The organism is Aeromonas piscicola, assembly GCF_000820005.1.
Taxonomy (GTDB): domain Bacteria; phylum Pseudomonadota; class Gammaproteobacteria; order Enterobacterales; family Aeromonadaceae; genus Aeromonas; species Aeromonas piscicola.
Genome location: NZ_CDBL01000052.1, coordinates 226947 through 242764, shown reverse-complemented (window position 1 = coordinate 242764; position 15818 = coordinate 226947). Strand labels below are relative to the sequence as shown.

At 61.5% G+C, this 15818-nt stretch carries 14 protein-coding genes; 11 read left to right on the top strand and 3 right to left on the bottom strand.

The window, feature by feature from the left end; all coding sequences use genetic code 11:
• Positions 1 to 103 precede the first annotated feature (103 nt).
• From BN1128_RS11765 to BN1128_RS11755, 3 genes are all read left to right on the top strand, one after another.
• Positions 104 to 499 (top strand): nitrous oxide-stimulated promoter family protein, encoded by a 396-nt coding sequence (locus BN1128_RS11765; protein WP_042868919.1) that lies wholly within the window; start codon positions 104 to 106, stop codon positions 497 to 499.
• A gap of 125 nt (positions 500 to 624) precedes the next feature.
• Positions 625 to 1119, top strand: coding sequence for a GNAT family N-acetyltransferase (locus BN1128_RS11760; RefSeq protein WP_042868917.1), 495 nt, complete (start codon positions 625 to 627; stop codon positions 1117 to 1119).
• A 98-nt stretch (positions 1120 to 1217) separates the two neighbouring features.
• A complete protein-coding gene (locus BN1128_RS11755; protein ID WP_042868915.1) occupies positions 1218 to 1694 on the top strand; it encodes an outer membrane lipoprotein in 477 nt (158 codons plus the stop codon).
• A 75-nt stretch (positions 1695 to 1769) separates the two neighbouring features.
• Here the strand turns inward: BN1128_RS11755 and BN1128_RS11750 are convergent, their stop codons facing one another.
• The 3 genes from BN1128_RS11750 to BN1128_RS11740 form a co-directional block, all read right to left on the bottom strand.
• Positions 1770 to 3749 carry a bifunctional 2',3'-cyclic-nucleotide 2'-phosphodiesterase/3'-nucleotidase gene (locus BN1128_RS11750; RefSeq protein ID WP_042868913.1) on the bottom strand — a complete coding sequence of 660 codons (1980 nt, stop codon included), beginning with the start codon at positions 3747 to 3749 and terminating at the stop codon, positions 1770 to 1772.
• Positions 3750 to 3876: 127 nt separating this feature from the next.
• Positions 3877 to 4497, bottom strand: coding sequence for an L-lysine exporter (lysE, locus tag BN1128_RS11745; RefSeq protein ID WP_042868911.1), 621 nt, complete (start codon positions 4495 to 4497; stop codon positions 3877 to 3879).
• A gap of 202 nt (positions 4498 to 4699) precedes the next feature.
• Positions 4700 to 5482: a LuxR family transcriptional regulator gene (locus BN1128_RS11740; RefSeq protein WP_042868909.1), complete on the bottom strand. Its 783-nt coding sequence runs from the start codon at positions 5480 to 5482 to the stop codon at positions 4700 to 4702.
• A gap of 62 nt (positions 5483 to 5544) precedes the next feature.
• Here BN1128_RS11740 and BN1128_RS11735 point away from each other — a divergent pair, with 62 nt between their 5' ends.
• The 8 genes from BN1128_RS11735 (at position 5545) to BN1128_RS11695 (ending at position 15777) form a co-directional block, all read left to right on the top strand.
• Positions 5545 to 6168, top strand: coding sequence for an acyl-homoserine-lactone synthase (locus BN1128_RS11735; RefSeq protein WP_042868907.1), 624 nt, complete (start codon positions 5545 to 5547; stop codon positions 6166 to 6168).
• 266 nt (positions 6169 to 6434) lie between these two features.
• A complete protein-coding gene (locus BN1128_RS11730) occupies positions 6435 to 7334 on the top strand; it encodes a LysR family transcriptional regulator ArgP (RefSeq protein ID WP_042868905.1) in 900 nt (299 codons plus the stop codon).
• An 86-nt stretch (positions 7335 to 7420) separates the two neighbouring features.
• Positions 7421 to 9472: an exoribonuclease II gene (locus BN1128_RS11725; protein ID WP_042868903.1), complete on the top strand. Its 2052-nt coding sequence runs from the start codon at positions 7421 to 7423 to the stop codon at positions 9470 to 9472.
• Positions 9473 to 9892: 420 nt separating this feature from the next.
• Positions 9893 to 10486: a TetR/AcrR family transcriptional regulator gene (locus BN1128_RS11715; RefSeq protein WP_042868899.1), complete on the top strand. Its 594-nt coding sequence runs from the start codon at positions 9893 to 9895 to the stop codon at positions 10484 to 10486.
• A 34-nt stretch (positions 10487 to 10520) separates the two neighbouring features.
• A complete protein-coding gene (locus BN1128_RS11710) occupies positions 10521 to 11567 on the top strand; it encodes a heparan-alpha-glucosaminide N-acetyltransferase domain-containing protein (RefSeq protein WP_042868897.1) in 1047 nt (348 codons plus the stop codon).
• 455 nt (positions 11568 to 12022) lie between these two features.
• Complete coding sequence (locus BN1128_RS11705) at positions 12023 to 13945, top strand: PTS mannitol transporter subunit IICBA (RefSeq protein ID WP_042868895.1); 1923 nt, start codon at positions 12023 to 12025, stop codon at positions 13943 to 13945.
• A gap of 37 nt (positions 13946 to 13982) precedes the next feature.
• Positions 13983 to 15128, top strand: a complete 1146-nt coding sequence (locus BN1128_RS11700; protein WP_042868893.1) for a mannitol-1-phosphate 5-dehydrogenase — start codon at positions 13983 to 13985, stop codon at positions 15126 to 15128.
• Between the two features lie 127 nt (positions 15129 to 15255).
• Positions 15256 to 15777, top strand: a complete 522-nt coding sequence (locus BN1128_RS11695) for an MltR family transcriptional regulator (protein ID WP_042868891.1) — start codon at positions 15256 to 15258, stop codon at positions 15775 to 15777.
• Positions 15778 to 15818: the final 41 nt, after the last annotated feature.

Here is a 15818-nt window from a genome sequence, read left to right as displayed (position 1 = left end):
TCGAGGTTGTCTGATGAGACAGGGCCCAAGGGCCCTGTTTTTTTGTCCCCCGGCTTGACCTGTATCAAGGCCCCGCCGGGGCAGGTCAGGACAATGACCCCCCATGAAAATCCATCACCCCGATCCCGTGCGCCAGCCCCGTGCCCGCAAGGCACCCGAGCACCCCAGGCTCAAGCGGGAGCAGCAGACGGTCAGCGCCATGATCCGCCTCTACTGCGACCACCATCATCAGGATCCCGCCTGCCGCCACTGCCAGCAGTTGCAAGCCTTCGCCCACCAGCGCCTGCGGCGCTGCCGCTATGGCCACGGCCACAAACCCACCTGTGCCAACTGCAACATCCACTGCTATGCCCCGGCCATGCGCAAACAGATACAGCTGATCATGAAGTGGAGCGGCCCGCGCATGCTGTGGCATCACCCTTGGCTCGCCCTGCGCCACCTGCTGGACCGCCGCCGCAAGGCCCCCAGATTGCCCAGCAATCGGCCCCTGCCGCCCTGAATCGGGCAAGCTGCCACGCCCGGCTCCATTACCAGACCCGCTTGCATCAGCCCGGATGGCCTACTAACCTGTGACTTCTTTTTTGACTGCCGCACGGCAGCACGCACGCAATGACAGGAGCCCGGATGCATCAGCCCCCCGTTTTGAGAGTGGCACGCCACGCCGACATGCACGCCATCTGGCAGATAGACGTCGCCGTCTTCGGTAAGGATGTCTACCCCGGTTTCTTCTTCCGTCAGGCCATGGATCTCTGGCCCGAGCTGCTGCTGGTGGCCGAATACGAGGGGCATCTGGTGGGTTATGTGCTGGGTGGCGTTGGTCAGCAGCGGTCGCAAGGCTGGGTACTCTCGCTGGCGGTACTGCCCGAGGCGCGCGGTTTCGGCCTTGCGGAACGAATGATGCGCCAGATGGAGGCCAACCAGCAGGCGCTGCAGATCAGCGAGCTGCGGCTCACGGTCGATCCGGCCAATCCGGCCCAGCGCCTCTACTACCGGCTCGGTTACACATTGCAGGAGGAGGTAGCCGACTATTTTGGCCCCGGAGAAGACCGTCTGCTACTGGTCAAAACCCTCTCCGGTACAGCTGCAATTCAAGGACAAAACCGGTTACAGAACGCATAATTGGTTACATTTTGCCGATTTCATGTGTGACGGGGTTGGAGTAGAGTTCATCTCATCAACCGAATTGTTCAAATTGCATGCAGCCCAGGAGGCCCATCATGTTGAAACGTATCACCCTTATCGCCTTGTTGGCCGCCACCACAGCCACCACCCTCAGCGGTTGTGCCAATAGCGACGTCTACTCCGGCGATGTCTACACCAAGGATCGTGCCAAGCAGGTCCAGACCGTCAGCTACGGCACCATACTCTCCACCCGTCCGGTCAAGATCCAGGCCGATGACAACTCCCTGGTCGGCACCATAGGCGGCGCCGTGGTCGGCGGCCTGCTCGGCAGCACCATAGGGGGCGGTCGCGGCAGCGACATCGCCGCCGCCGGTGGCGCCATCGCCGGGGCTGCCGCCGGCAAGGCTGCCGGTGACAAGTTCAATCAGGTCGATGGCGTCGAGCTCGAGATCAAGAAAGAGAACGGCGAATCCATCGTGGTGGTGCAAAAAGCCAGTCCCACCTTCGTGCCGGGCGCCCGGGTACGCATGACTCAGGGCAACGGCAGCATCAACGTAGCTGTGGTGAACTAAGCACAGGCCACCAGCCGCCCACGAAAAAGCCCTCGCACTGCGAGGGCTTTTTTTATCGCCGGTGTCAGTCAGGCATTACTGACGGATCAGGCGGAAGATGGCGTAGCCGGGGTGTTTGGCATCGTCCATCGGCAGGGTGGACTTGTACTCCAGATCCGCGCCGGCCAGCTGTTTGGCCTCTTCGCGGGGGGAGGAGTAGAGCCGCACGTCCACGTTGGCCGGCAGTGCCTTCATGTGCCAGTTGTTGTTGGCCGCCGGGCTGAAACCACCCGGGTTGTCGGCAGACTGGGCCTTCAGGTACTGAGCGATGATCTCCCGCGTCTCGGAGGGATCTTCATGCACTATGTTGCTGCCATCTATGCCCGGGAAATGGCCACCACCGCTGGCGCGGTAGTTGTTGGTCACCACGTAGAACTTCTGGGCCGGATCCATGGGCTGACCGTTGAAGGTGAGCCCGCTGATGCGCTGACCATCGCTGACCTTGGCCCCTTCCTTGCTGTAACGGGCCGGCTGGGTGATATCCACCTCGTAGTTCACCCCGTCGATCACGTCGAAGTTGTAGGTGGGGAACTTCTCATTCACCAGCCACTGCACCTCTGTCTTGCCGGTGTCGATCTGGTTGAACTGACCGGCGCTCATCTCCAGCCACTCCTTGACGGTGGCGCCGTTCACCTCGACCACTTGCAGGGTGTTCGGGTAGATATAGAGGTCGGAGACGTTGCGCAGGGAGATGTCACCCTGGGCCACATAGGTGAAGTCGTTGATGCCGTTGCGACCGCCACGGAAGGGCGCCGCCACCGACAGGATCGGGTAGGACTCCTTGAGCAGACCGTCTTGTTGCAGCTGTTCGGCGTAGCGGCGCTGGGCATCGCTCACCAGTTGCACCGAAGGGTCATCCTGCACCAGGGCGAAGAAGCTGTGGATGGAGGAGGTGATCTTGCCGAGCGGCTCATCCAACCACTGGTTGGTGGCGTCGTGATCGGCCTGCACCAGGTCCACGACCCGCTGATCCACGGCGCTGCCTTCGCTGGAGTCGATCTTGCGCAGGCTGGCCTGGCTCTGTTTCACCTGCCACTTGCCGTCTATCTGCTCCAGCTTGAGGTCTATGATACCGAGGTGGTTACCCCAGTAGCCGGGCATCACGGTCGGCACGCCGCTCAGGGTGCCGGCCTGGTTGTCCACCTCCGGCATATCCGGGAAGTCGCCCGGGAAGTTCTTGTGGGCATGGCCCAGCATCAGGGCATCCACCCCTTTCACCTTGGCCAGATGCCAGGCGGAGTTCTCCATCATGGCCTCGTAACTGCTGGCGTTGATGCCGGTATGGGCCACCACTACGACTATATCGGCGCCCTTGGCGCGCAGCTCGGGCACATAGTGGTTGGCGGTCTCGACCATGTCGGCCACCACCACCTTGCCCTCCAGATGACGCTTGTCCCACTGCAGCACTTGCGGCGGGGTCAGTCCCAGTATGCCCACCTTGACGGTTTGCAGCTGGCCCTTGTCATCCTTCACCTTGCGCTCCAGCAGCAGGTAAGGCTTGAACTTGTTGCCGCTCCAGTCGATCTGCCCCTTGGCATCGCGCTTGAAGGCGCCCGCCTCGAACACGTTGGCGTTCACATAGGGGAACTTGGCGCCCTGCAGTGTCTTGGTGAGGTAATCCAGCCCGTAGTTGAACTCGTGGTTGCCCAGGTTGCCGGCGTCATAGCCGATCTCGTTCATGGCCTTGAACACAGGATGGGCCTGCTTGTCGAGGTAGCCGGCACCGGATTGCTCGAAGATGTAATCCGCCAGCGGCGTACCCTGGATCAGGTCACCGTTGTCGAGCAGCAGGTTGTTGGGGTTTTCGGCGCGGGCCGCGCGGATCAGCAGCGCGGTGCGGGAGAAGCCAAACTTGCAATCCTCCTTGTTCTGGTAGTAGTCATACCCCAGCACGTTGGAGTGGATATCGGAGGTCTGGATCAGACGCAGGGCAACCGCTCCCGGTTGCGCCTTGCTATCGTTTTCGTTGCTACAGGCAGACAACAGCACGATGGCTGCAATAGCACCCAGCTTCATGGTTTTATTCACTGTCTTGTCCCTTTTATTATGAGTGTCGCTTTACCAGCGACGGGAATTTAACAGACGAATATGTCAGGGCATGAAACCGGGATTAATTTTTATGAGGTACGGCACAAAAATAGCCTTATGAGGCCAGCAAAGCCCCGCTCGCCAATTGCAATGCCAACCCCAGCATGATGAAACCAACAATAGTATCAATAGCTTGCTGTACCCTGCCGCGGGCAAGCCAGGGCGAGAGCGCGGCCGCGCCAAAGGCGAGACTGTAGAACCAGACCAGGGAGGCCAGCATGGCCCCGGCCGCAAAGGCCGGCCGCAACTCCTCGGCAAACTGGCTGCCAAAGGAGCCGAGCAGCATCAGGGTATCCAGATAGACGTGAGGATTGAGCAGGGTCACCCCGAGCGTCATGGCCAGCACACTCTTGACCCCCATCAGCTGGGGTGAATCCGCAAGCGCAGCCCCCTGCCCCTGCCAGGCACTGCGCAGAGAGCGAATGCCGAACCAGCAAAGAAACAGCACGCCACCCCAGGTCAGCAGCGCCAGTCCGATAGGGCTGGCTGCCAACAGGTTGGCCCCGCCGAACACCCCGATCCCGATCAGGATGAGATCGCACAGGCAGCAGAGCGTTGCCGCCAGCAGATGGTGGTTGCGGTGTATGCCCCGGCTCAGCACGAAGGCGTTCTGGGCACCGATGGGAATGATCATGGCAAGGCCGAGAGTGAAGCCTTGCAGGGTAGTTGCGAACATGGAGTGAACGTCCAGAAGAGGAATTGGACGGCACTATAAAGGGTGGCGGGGTGTCCAGAGAAATTCATAAATCTGCTGATGGATTCATTTTCCTAATCAGCTCGATTCCTGAGGGCAGGGATGAATTCCATCCGACACCAACTGTCAATTGCATGATCTGACAATTGTGAGCCTGTCGCTCTGCCCCGAGAATCATTGGGTTTTATTGCATCAGCTTGGGGAAGTTGGTGACAACGACCTGCTCCAGATTGGGCAGCAAAATGCCACTGCTCACCCCCTTGGCGATGGCCTGGTAGCGATTCATCGACCCCGTTTTACGGGTGACCTGATTGAGGTGGTAGTTCACGGTTCGTTCCGTGATCCCCAGGATGCAGGCAATTTCACCCGACGTTTTCCCTTCACTGGCCCAGAACAGGCATTCCGTCTCCCGGTCAGTCAGGGCCTCCTGAGGGTCATCTTCCCGCAGACTGACCCGCACAATCCGGATCGCCGCCTCGAAGATGTAGTTGGACATCCAGGAGAGGATGGGCGAGGACTCCAGCAGCAGATCGCTCGACGCCCGCTCGGCGGTGATGAACGACAGTATGCCGTTTTCCCCCGCCGCACCGTGCAGCGGAAACGAGATGCCGTTGCGTAGCCCGAACTCCGCCGCCAACCCCATCACATCCAGACTGCCCTCTTGCAGAAAACGCGCCCGTCCTTCCAGCCGGTTCCAATAAATGGGCAAGGTCTGCTTGCGGGCCAGCTGAATGATGGGATCACAGGCCAGCATATGGTTGGCCGTATAGGCCTGCACCCAGGAGTCGGGGCACTGATTGAACAGCACCACCTTGGGCCTTTGCATCGACATGGGAATGATCAGCGCGAACCGGTAGTAGTCATAGCCCATACCGAGCGTGAATCGACCGATCAACTCGGCCAAACGATCCCCGTCTGTTACCGAAGTGAAATGTTCGAGGTACTCAAGCAGTTGGTCTTGTTTCATATGCTAGCCCCCCTGGCCAGGGCCTCGATTATAGCGCCGAACACTGAAATGGAGACATCTGAATGCTTGTTTTCAAAGGAAAATTAAAAGAACACCCCAGATGGGAGGTAGAAAACGAGCTTTATCGCTTCCGTAATCGCGTCTTCTCCGATCGCCTCGGCTGGGATGTGGAGTCCCACCGTGGTCTGGAGCAGGACAGCTTCGACACCCCGGACACCCATTGGGTGCTGATCGAGGACGAAGAGGGCCTGTGCGGCTGCATCCGGCTGCTCAGTTGCGCCCAGGACTACATGCTGCCCAGCATATTCCCCACCGCTCTCGCCGGTGAGGCACCGCCGCGCAGCAACGACGTGTGGGAACTGACCCGCCTCGCCATCGACGCCAACCGGGCGCCGCGCATGAGCAACGGGGTGAGCGAGCTGACCTGCATCATCTTCCGCGAGGTCTATGCCTTCGCCAGGGCGAAGGGGATCCGGGAACTGGTCGCCGTGGTCAGCCTGCCGGTGGAGCGCATCTTCCGCCGTCTCGGCCTGCCCATCGAGCGACTCGGTCACCGTCAGGCAGTGGATCTGGGCGCCGTGCGCGGGGTCGGTATCCGCTTTCATCTGGATGAACGTTTTGCCCGTGCCGTCGGCCACCCCATGCAGGGCGAGTATGCCGATGCCAGGGAACTGGTCACCGAGTAAACGCCACATAAAAAAAATCCCGGGATAAGGCCCGGGATTAAAAGTTCTCGCTATGGCCCGTTTCCACCCCATGCAAAAACGGACGCAAAAGAGTATCCACCGAATACCTTTTGACCACCACTGTCACATCTCGCAGTGACAAACCCGCTTTCACCCCGCACACCACGCCAACCGTGCCTCTCGGCGATCCGGTCAGAGTTACGTTGTCGTCCTGCCATCTCTCCAGTAGCATTTCTTCTAAATACTTTCTCTGATAAGGAATGCTGATGAAGGCGTTGGACTACAAGCTGCTGCTGGCACTGGATGCCGTGATGCAGGAGCAGAACTTCGAGCGCGCCGCCCAGCGCCTGCACATCACCCAGTCCGCCATCTCCCAGCGCATCAAGCAGCTGGAACAGCAGTTTGCCGAGCCACTGCTCATTCGCAGCCAGCCACTACAGGCGACCCCTCTTGGCCAGAAGCTGCTGGCCCACTACCGCCAGGTGCGCCAGCTGGAACTGGAGCTGGCAGGCGAGATCGCACCCGACGAACCGCAGGCCCCGATACGGGTCAGCATAGCGGTCAACGCCGACAGCCTGGCGACCTGGTTCCTGCCAGCCCTCGCCCCTCTGCTGGAGCAGCACCCCATAGAGCTGAACCTGCTGGTGGATGACGAGTGCCGCACCCTGGACCGGGTACGCGAGGGTAAAGCCTTCGGTGCCGTCAGCCTGCACGGCCAGCCACTGGCGGGCTGCTGCGTCGACGAGCTCGGCGAGATGCGCTACCTGCTCACCGCCAGCCCCGCCTTCGTCGCCCGTCACTTTCCCGCCGGGCTCACTCCGTCGGCACTGGCAAAGGCACCTGCAGTGGCCTTCGATCAGCGCGACGACATGCATGTGAGCTTCATGGCGCGCCACTTCGGGCTGGAACCCGGCGGCTATCCCTGCCACACGGTGCGCTCGTCGGAAGCCTTCGTCGCCATGGCCGAGCAGGGGCTAGCCTACTGTCTCATCCCTGAACTGCAGATCCGCCAGCAGCTGGCCCAGGGGAGACTGCTCGATCTCAGCCCCTCATATCACCTCATCGAGCGCCTCTACTGGCACCGCTGGGTGCTGGAGCGCGGGTTGCACAAGCAGATCTCCCAGCGTCTGATCAGCGAGGGGCGCCGCGCACTGCAACCCGGTTGACGGGGCCATTCACCTTGGCTTTGAGGGGGTAAAAACGTATAGTGCTGGGCGTTTCTTCATCAGGTCTCCACTCAGGTTCCTCACTTATGTTCCAAGACAATCCGCTGCTGGCCCAGCTCAAGCAACAAATCCGCGAAAACATCCCCAAGAAAGAGGGTGTTATCCGCGCCTCGGACCGGGGCTTCGGCTTTCTGGAAGTCGATGAGAAGACCAGCTATTTCGTGCCGCCCCCCTACATGAAAAAGGTGATGCACGGTGACCGGGTGAGCGCCCTGATCCGTACCGAAAAAGAGAAGGAAGTGGCCGAGCCGGATGCCCTGCTGGAGCAGGCGGTGACCCGCTTCGTCGGTCGCGTGAAGATGTTCCGCGACCGCCTCAACGTGGTGCCGGACCATCCGCTGATCAAGGACGCCATCAAGGCCCGCGCCAAGAAGGGTCTGGATGAGAAGTCCTTCAAGGAAGGGGACTGGGTGGTGGCGACCCTCAAGCGCCACGCCCTGAGTGATGGCAACTTCTCCGCCGAGATCAGCCACAAGATCGCCGATCAGGAAGACCACAACGTGCCCTGGTGGGTAGTGCTGGCGCGCCACAACCTGGCCCAGATTGAACCGGCCGACCTGCCCGAGTGGAACGTCATCGAAGAGGAAGAGCTGCCGCGCACCGACCTGACCGCAGTCCCCTTCTTCACCATAGATGGCGCCAAAACCAAGGACATGGATGACGCCCTGTCCATCCGCAAGCTGGACAACGGCTGGGAATTGCTGGTCGCCATCGCCGATCCGACCGCCTATGTGGCCGAAGGCAGCGAGCTGGACAAGGAAGCCGCCCAGCGCGCCTTCACCGTCTACATGCCGGGCCGCAACGTGCCCATGATTCCGCGCACCCTCTCGGATGAGCTCTGCTCCCTGAAAGAGGGCGAGGAGCGCAACACCCTGTGCGCCCGTCTGCTGATCGCCGAAGATGGCCTGCTGCTGGAAGAGACCGAGTTCTTCGCCGCCCGCATCTGCTCCCACGCCCGCCTCAACTATGACGAAGTCTCCGACTGGGCCGAACATGGCAAGGAGCTGACCATAGACGCAGGCGTCATGGCCCAGCTGCCGCTGATGAAGGCCATGACAGAGGCACGCATCGCGTGGCGCACCGAGCATGCCCTGGTGTTCCCGGACAGACCCGACTACGACTTCGAGCTGGGTGAGAACGGTGCCGTGCTGGCCATCCACGTGGAGCCGCGCCGCATCGCCAACCGCATGATCGAAGAGTCGATGATCGCCGCCAACATCTGCGCCGGTCGCGTACTGGGCAAGAGCGTCGGCTACGGCATCTTCAACGTCCACACAGGGTTCGATGAAGAGTCCCTCGACGGCGCCATCGACCTGCTGAAAAGCGCCGAGGCCCCGTTCGAGAAGGAAGAGATCGCCAGCCTGACCGGTTTCTGCGCCCTGCGCCGCTGGATAGACAACCTGGACACCCGCTGGCTGGACGGCAAGATCCGCCGCTTCCAAAGCTATGCACTGATGTCCGCCGAGCCGGGCGCCCACTACGGCCTGGGTCTGGATGCCTACGCCACCTGGACTTCCCCGATCCGCAAGTACGGCGACATGGTCAACCATCGCCTGCTCAAAGCCGTCATCGCCGGCAAGACCCCGGGTGAGCGCCCAAGCCAGGAGCTGACCGAGCACCTGACCGAGTGCCGCCGCCTGCACCGCAGGGTGGAACGCGACATCGGCGACTGGCTCTATGTCCGTTACCTCAAGGCCGATGCCGGCACCGACAAGGTGTTCAATGCCGAGATCATTGACGTGATGCGCGCCGGTCTCAAACTGCGCCTGCAGGAAAACGGCGCCGTGGTCTTCATGCCCGCCCGCCATATCCTGGACAACAAGGAGCGACTGGAGTGCAACTGGGACAACGGCCGCGTCTACCTGGACAAGACCGAAGTGGTCTATGAGCTGGGCCAGATCATCGAGGTCAAGCTGACCGAGGCGGTAGAAGATACCCGCTCCCTCATCGCCAAACCGGCGGTGGATCTGGTGCCGGGTCCGGCACCGGAAGCCCCTGTGGCCGACAGCGCAGTGACCGAGAGCACTGCAGCCGAGAGCACTGACGCTCCTGCAGAGGCCGCCCCCAAAGCGGAATAAGCCCGGCGTCAGCAACTGGATATCTATAAAGCCCGCAACCCTGCGGGCTTTTTTATAGCCGTTGTTCACGGCCAGCAGAAAGAGAATGCCCCCGCCCGCAACCAGCCTCCATACTCCCTTGAGCCAGCAGGCGAATGCTCTGTGATGAGCAGGCGGCCCGACGAAGTAATGGCCAGGGGAGACTCACCCTCTGCCACGGGGAGGCCAGCCATGACGCCGACCGGCCTGGGGACCGGGTTATTCGAGAACGTCACTGGCCGCTCGGCGGACGCATGGCTCGCCCTGGAGTCTTCCGACCAAGGAGATGCCTCCTCTTGGCTAACTGTGGCTTGCTTCTTTTTCACACCGGAGATAAGGTGAACATCACAAATGAACGAACGTTCGCTCACTAAATATCGACCAGCAGAGAGGAAGCCGACCATGTCCATCAATCACAACCGCCTGGAGCAGCGGCGGGAGCAGATCATCCAGGCTGCCCTCGGCTGCTTCATCGAGCGGGGCTTCCACCAGACCGGAATGCGCGACATAGCCACCGCCGCCGGGGTGAGTCTGGGCAACCTCTACAACCACTTCGCCCGCAAGGAGGAGCTGATCGCCCTGATCGCCTCGCTGGAGGCCGCCGAGCTGCAACCCCTGCTGGATGAGCTGACCCTGGGACCAGCCCGTGCCGCTCTGGCCCGCTTCGCCGCCGGCTACCTGGCCTGGTCGCTGATCCCGGAGAACCTGCTGCTCGGCACCGAGATCCTGGCCGAGCTGACCCGCCACCCCGAGATGGCCGCCACCTTCGCCAGCAACCAGCGCCAGCTGTGCGATGCCCTTGCCAATACGGTACGGCGGGGACAGCAGGAGGGATGTCTGGAGGCAAGACTGGACCCCGCTCTCACCGCCCAGCTGCTGCTGGACGCACTGGAGGGGCAGGCCGTGCGCGATGCACTTGCTCTCCATCCGGATCAGCCCTCAGCGGCGCAACGGCTGCCACAGCTGCTGGACTTGCTGCTGGGCCCGGCCAACTGAGCCATGGATTCATCTCCTGCGAGGCAAACCGCTCATGACATCGTCATCCAACCGACTGGAAGGAGTGGATCTGGCCCGTGCCATGGCCCTGCTCGGCATGGTACTGGTGAACTTTCGCATCGCCATGGGGGTGCTGACGGGCGGGCCTGACTGGCTCAAAGCCCTGCTGGATGCGCTGGAGGGGCGCTCCGCCGCCAGCTTCGTGGTGCTGGCAGGCATAGGCCTGGGTCTCTCGACCCGCAAGCTGAGCTGGCCGGCAGCCATGCGCCACACGACCAGGCGGGCTCTGTTCCTGCTGATCCTGGGGCTGCTCAACTATCTGGTATTTCCCGCCGATATCATCCACTACTACGCCGTCTACTTCCTGCTGGGGACCTGCTGTCTGCGGCTGCCCTCCCTCTGGCTGCTCGCCCTGATCCCACTGCTGGCGGCGGGCTTCGTCAGCCTGCTGTTTCACTTCAATTACGATCAGGGCTGGCAGTGGCACAGCTTCAGCTATCCCGAGTTCTGGACCCTGCACTGCTTCGTCCGCAATCTGCTGTTCAATGGCTGGCACCCCGTGGTGCCCTGGCTGGGCTTTCTGCTCTACGGCCTCTGGTTGAGCCGCCAGGCCCTCGCGAGTGCAACCGTACAGCGCTGGCTGCTGGTCGGCGGGCTGAGTGCCATGGGGCTGGCCAAGGGGCTGTCGCTCTGGCTGCAGGCACTGTTTCCCCTGCCTGAGCTGGCGCCTCTGCTGGCGACCCAACCCATACCTCCGGCCCCGCTCTACCTGCTGTTTGGCATGGGAGCGGCCAGCACCCTGATCGCGCTCTGCCTCTGGCTTGACCGCGCCCTGCCCCATGCGCGCTGGTGGCGGGTCTGGCTGCCGGTCGGACGGCAGACGCTGACCCTCTATATTGCCCACATCATGCTCGGCATGGGCGTGCTGGAGGCGCTGGGCTGGCTGCAGGGGCAAAATCTGCCCGAGGTGGTGCTGGCCGCCGTCCTCTTCGCCCTGGCGGCACTGCTGTTTGCCAATCTGTGGAGTCAACGCTTCGATCGGGGCCTGCTGGAAGGGGTGATGCGCCGGCTGTGCGGCTGAAGGAGCTGAGTGGAAAGCTGAAAGTGGGTTACAAAATAATTGACTCATTGGTTATTAACGACATAAATCGAAGAATCCATCGCTCAGACTCGCCGATTGGAGGTCACTACGATCGCCCCATTTGAATACAAATAATGTATTTGTGACTCAAATCACATTGACAGCTGGTTTGCGCAAACCACATAAGGTGATATTGCTCACATTAAATCTGTGTACTTAGCAGGAAAGATCGAAATGTAGCCAAACTACAGCGCCTGAATGTGATCTACGTCACCATGAAGGGAGGGGGGTGGCCTGGGTATTTGAGAGGTGGGTCACAAGACACCCCGTTTTCAGCCTAATTTGATCACAAGCTGGTAGATTGAAGTTGCTTAGACGACTGGGATGGGGGTTCGGCAAAACCCGTCATCCCGACTACCACTTTTAATCAAACAGGCTTAAAACGGGGTCCCGACATGTTATCACCGGATACCAAAGTCAAGATACAGAATTTTGGACGCTTCCTGTCCAATATGGTCATGCCCAACATAGGCGCCTTCATCGCCTGGGGCTTCATTACCGCACTCTTCATCCCCACCGGCTGGCTGCCAAGTGAAACCTTGGCCAAGCTGGTCGGCCCTATGATCACCTACCTGCTGCCGCTGCTGATTGGCTATACCGGCGGCAAGCTGATGGGCGGTGAGCGCGGCGGCGTGGTCGGTGCCATCACCACCATGGGTGTCATAGTGGGGACCGACATCCCCATGTTCATGGGTGCCATGATGGTCGGCCCGCTGGGTGGCTGGGCCATCAAGCGCTTCGACAAGGTGATGGAAGGGCGCGTCAAAAGCGGCTTCGAGATGCTGGTCAACAACTTCTCCGCCGGCCTCATCGGCATGCTGCTGGCGATCCTCGCTTTCTTCGTGATCGGTCCCTTCGTCAAGGTACTTTCAGGCGTACTGGCCGGTGGCGTTGGCTTCCTGGTGGACAACAATCTGCTGCCGCTCACCTCCATCTTCGTCGAACCGGCCAAGATCCTGTTCCTCAACAACGCCATCAACCACGGCATCTTCTCGCCGCTGGGGATCCAGCAGGCGACCGAGCATGGTCAATCCATCTTCTTCCTGATAGAAGCGAACCCGGGCCCGGGCATGGGCGTGCTGCTGGCCTACATGGTGTTCGGCCGTGGCGCCGCCAAGCAGTCCGCCGCCGGTGCCTCCATCATTCACTTCTTCGGTGGCATCCACGAGATCTACTTCCCGTATGTGCTGATGAACCCGCGCCTCATACTGGCGGTGATCGCCGGTGGCATGACCGGGGTCTTCACCCTGACCCTGTTCAACGCCGGTCTGGTCTCCCCTGCCTCGCCGGGCTCCATCTTCGCCGTGCTGTTGATGACGCCGAAAGCCTCCCTGATCGGGGTCGCTCTCTCCATCATCTGCTCGACCCTGGTCTCCTTCCTGGTCGCCGCCGTGTTCGTGCGTGCCCAGCAGCCGGAAGCCGACGAGGCCGATGCCCTGGGTGAAGCCACTCGCAAGATGAAAGCCATGAAGGGTGCCAAACCCGAAACCGCGGCGGCCAAGAAGCCGGGCGGCGAACTGATGGCGGTGCGCAACATAGTGGTTGCCTGCGATGCGGGCATGGGTTCCAGCGCCATGGGTGCCGGCATGCTGCGCAAGCGGGTGCAGGCCGCAGGGCTCGACATCAGCGTCACCAACCGCGCCATCGATCAGCTCGACGATCAGGTGGACTGGGTCATCACCCACAAGGATCTGACCGAGCGGGCCCGTCGCCATGCGCCGAACGCCCACCACATCTCGCTCACCAACTTCCTCGACAACGGCCTCTATCAGGAGCTGGTGCAGAGCCTGACCCAGGCTGCCAACGATGACGTCGCCAACCCGCAGTTGCTGGTCGCGGCCAACGACGACCACTACGAGCCGCAGGCCAGCGAGGTATTCACCCTGAGCCGTCAGGACGTGCACCTGGGGCTCAAGGCCGACAACAAGGAGGCCGCCATCCGCGCTGCCGGCAAGCTGCTGGCGGAGCGGGGCTACGTGGCGCCCGACTACGTCAACGCCATGCTGGAGCGCGAGCAGCTGGTCTCCACCTACCTCGGCGAATCCATCGCCGTGCCCCACGGCACCATAGCCGCCAAGGAGTTCGTGAAGCGTACCGGCATCGTCATCTGCCAGTATCCGGCCGGGGTCGCCTTTGGCGATGGCGCCGATGAAGTGGCACGCCTGGTGATCGGCATCGCCGCCCGCAACGACGAACACATGCAGGTGATAACCCGCCTGACCAATGCACTGGATGAACCCGGTCTCATCGACCGGCTGGCCAGCACCCAGGATCCCCAGGAGTTTCTGGATCTGCTGGGTGCCGAACAGGCTGCGTAATCGTCCTTCATCGTCTTTGGTTGTAGAGGTTAATATCATGAAAACATTGCATTTTGGTGCCGGCAATATCGGTCGTGGCTTCATCGGAAAACTGCTGGCGGACGCCAGCCATCAGGTCACCTTCGCCGACGTAAACGAGACCCTTATCGATCAGCTCAACCACCGTCAGGAGTACAAGGTGCACGTGGTGGGGGCGGATCAGAAGCTGGACGTGGTGCGCAACGTGGCGGCAGTCAGCTCCGCCGGTCACGAGGTGATCGCCCGCATCATCACCGCCGATCTGGTCACCACAGCGGTCGGCCCCAATATCCTGGACAAAATTGCCAGCACCCTGGCCAAGGGGCTACAGGCCCGCTTCGATGCCGGCAACCTGAGCCCGCTCAACGTCATCGCCTGCGAGAACATGGTGCGCGGCACCAGCCATCTCAAGCAGGAGGTACTCAAGTACCTGCCGGTCGCGTATCATGCCACGCTCGAATCCTGCGTTGGCTTCGTCGACTCGGCGGTGGATCGCATAGTGCCGCCTGCTGCGGCCAACGACGATCCGCTGGAAGTGACGGTGGAGAGCTTCAGCGAGTGGATCGTCGACCAGACCCAGTTCAAGGGCGAACTGCCCCAGGTGGCGGGCATGGAGCCCACCGACAACCTGATGGCCTTCGTCGAGCGCAAGCTGTTCACCCTCAACACCGGCCATATCGTCACCGCTTACCTCGGCAAGTTGCGGGGCTATCGCACCATTCGTGAGGCGATCGAGGATCCGGTGATCCGCAGCAAGGTGCGCCGCGCCATGGAGGAGAGCGGTGCCGTGTTGGTGAAACGCTACGGCTTCGATCCTCGTCTGCACGCCGCCTACATCGAGAAGATCCTCTCCCGCTTCGCCAACCCCTATCTGGTGGACGAGATTGACCGGGTCGGTCGTCAGCCGCTGCGCAAGCTGGCAGCGGGAGACCGGCTGGTGAAACCGCTGCTCGGCACCCTGGAGTACGGCCTGCCCAGCGAACAGTTGCAGGAGGGGATCGCCGCGGCGCTGCACTATTGCAACGCCGATGACCCCCAGGCGGTGGAGCTGCAGAGCCTGCTGGCGGATCTTGGCCCGGCCAAAGCGCTGGCCCGCGTCACCGGACTGGATGAAGAGAGCGAGATCGTGCGTGCCATCGTCGCCCGTTATGACAGCTTGAAGTGACCCTGATGGGGCGTACTCATCGCCAGGAAACCGCCTCAACCGGTTGAATGGCATGGAAATTTGCCCCATATGATAAAAACCGGGAGAGAGGCACTCTCTCTCCCAGTCAGCTGGACCCTAAGCACCTATGACCACACACCAGGAAGATGAAGTACTGGAACGACTGAACGAGCAGGATGGCCCCCGCGGCTTCTTTCTCGAAGTCGTGACCATCCTGGAAGAGGCGGTCGACTCCCTGATGCGGCGCGCGTTCCGCCAGGAGGAGTATGCCGTCAAATACGCCATCGAACCCCTGCTCAACCAGAGCGGCCCCCTCGGCCAGCTGGAGGTGCGCCTCAAACTTATCTTCGCCCTCGGTCTCATCTCCCTCGAGCGCTATCAGGATCTGGAAGCCTACCTGAAGATCCGCGATTTTCTGGTGCGCGATCCCAAGGATTACCGCTTCAGCGACAAGCCGATCCGCGATCTGCTGAATCGTCTGCACGGTCTCAACCAGGGCAGCATGATGCCGCAGGATCCCCCGGCCAACGAGGAAGACTGGCCCTTCTACCAGATGCAGCTCAACCGGCTCGATCAGGTGGTGCGCTCGGCGCTGGTGCTGGCGGTGGCCGACTGCGTCACCGATCTCCACAAAGAGAGCCCCATCTAATCCGGCTGGTGACGACAGGTCAGCAGCCTCCCCTTGCCCAC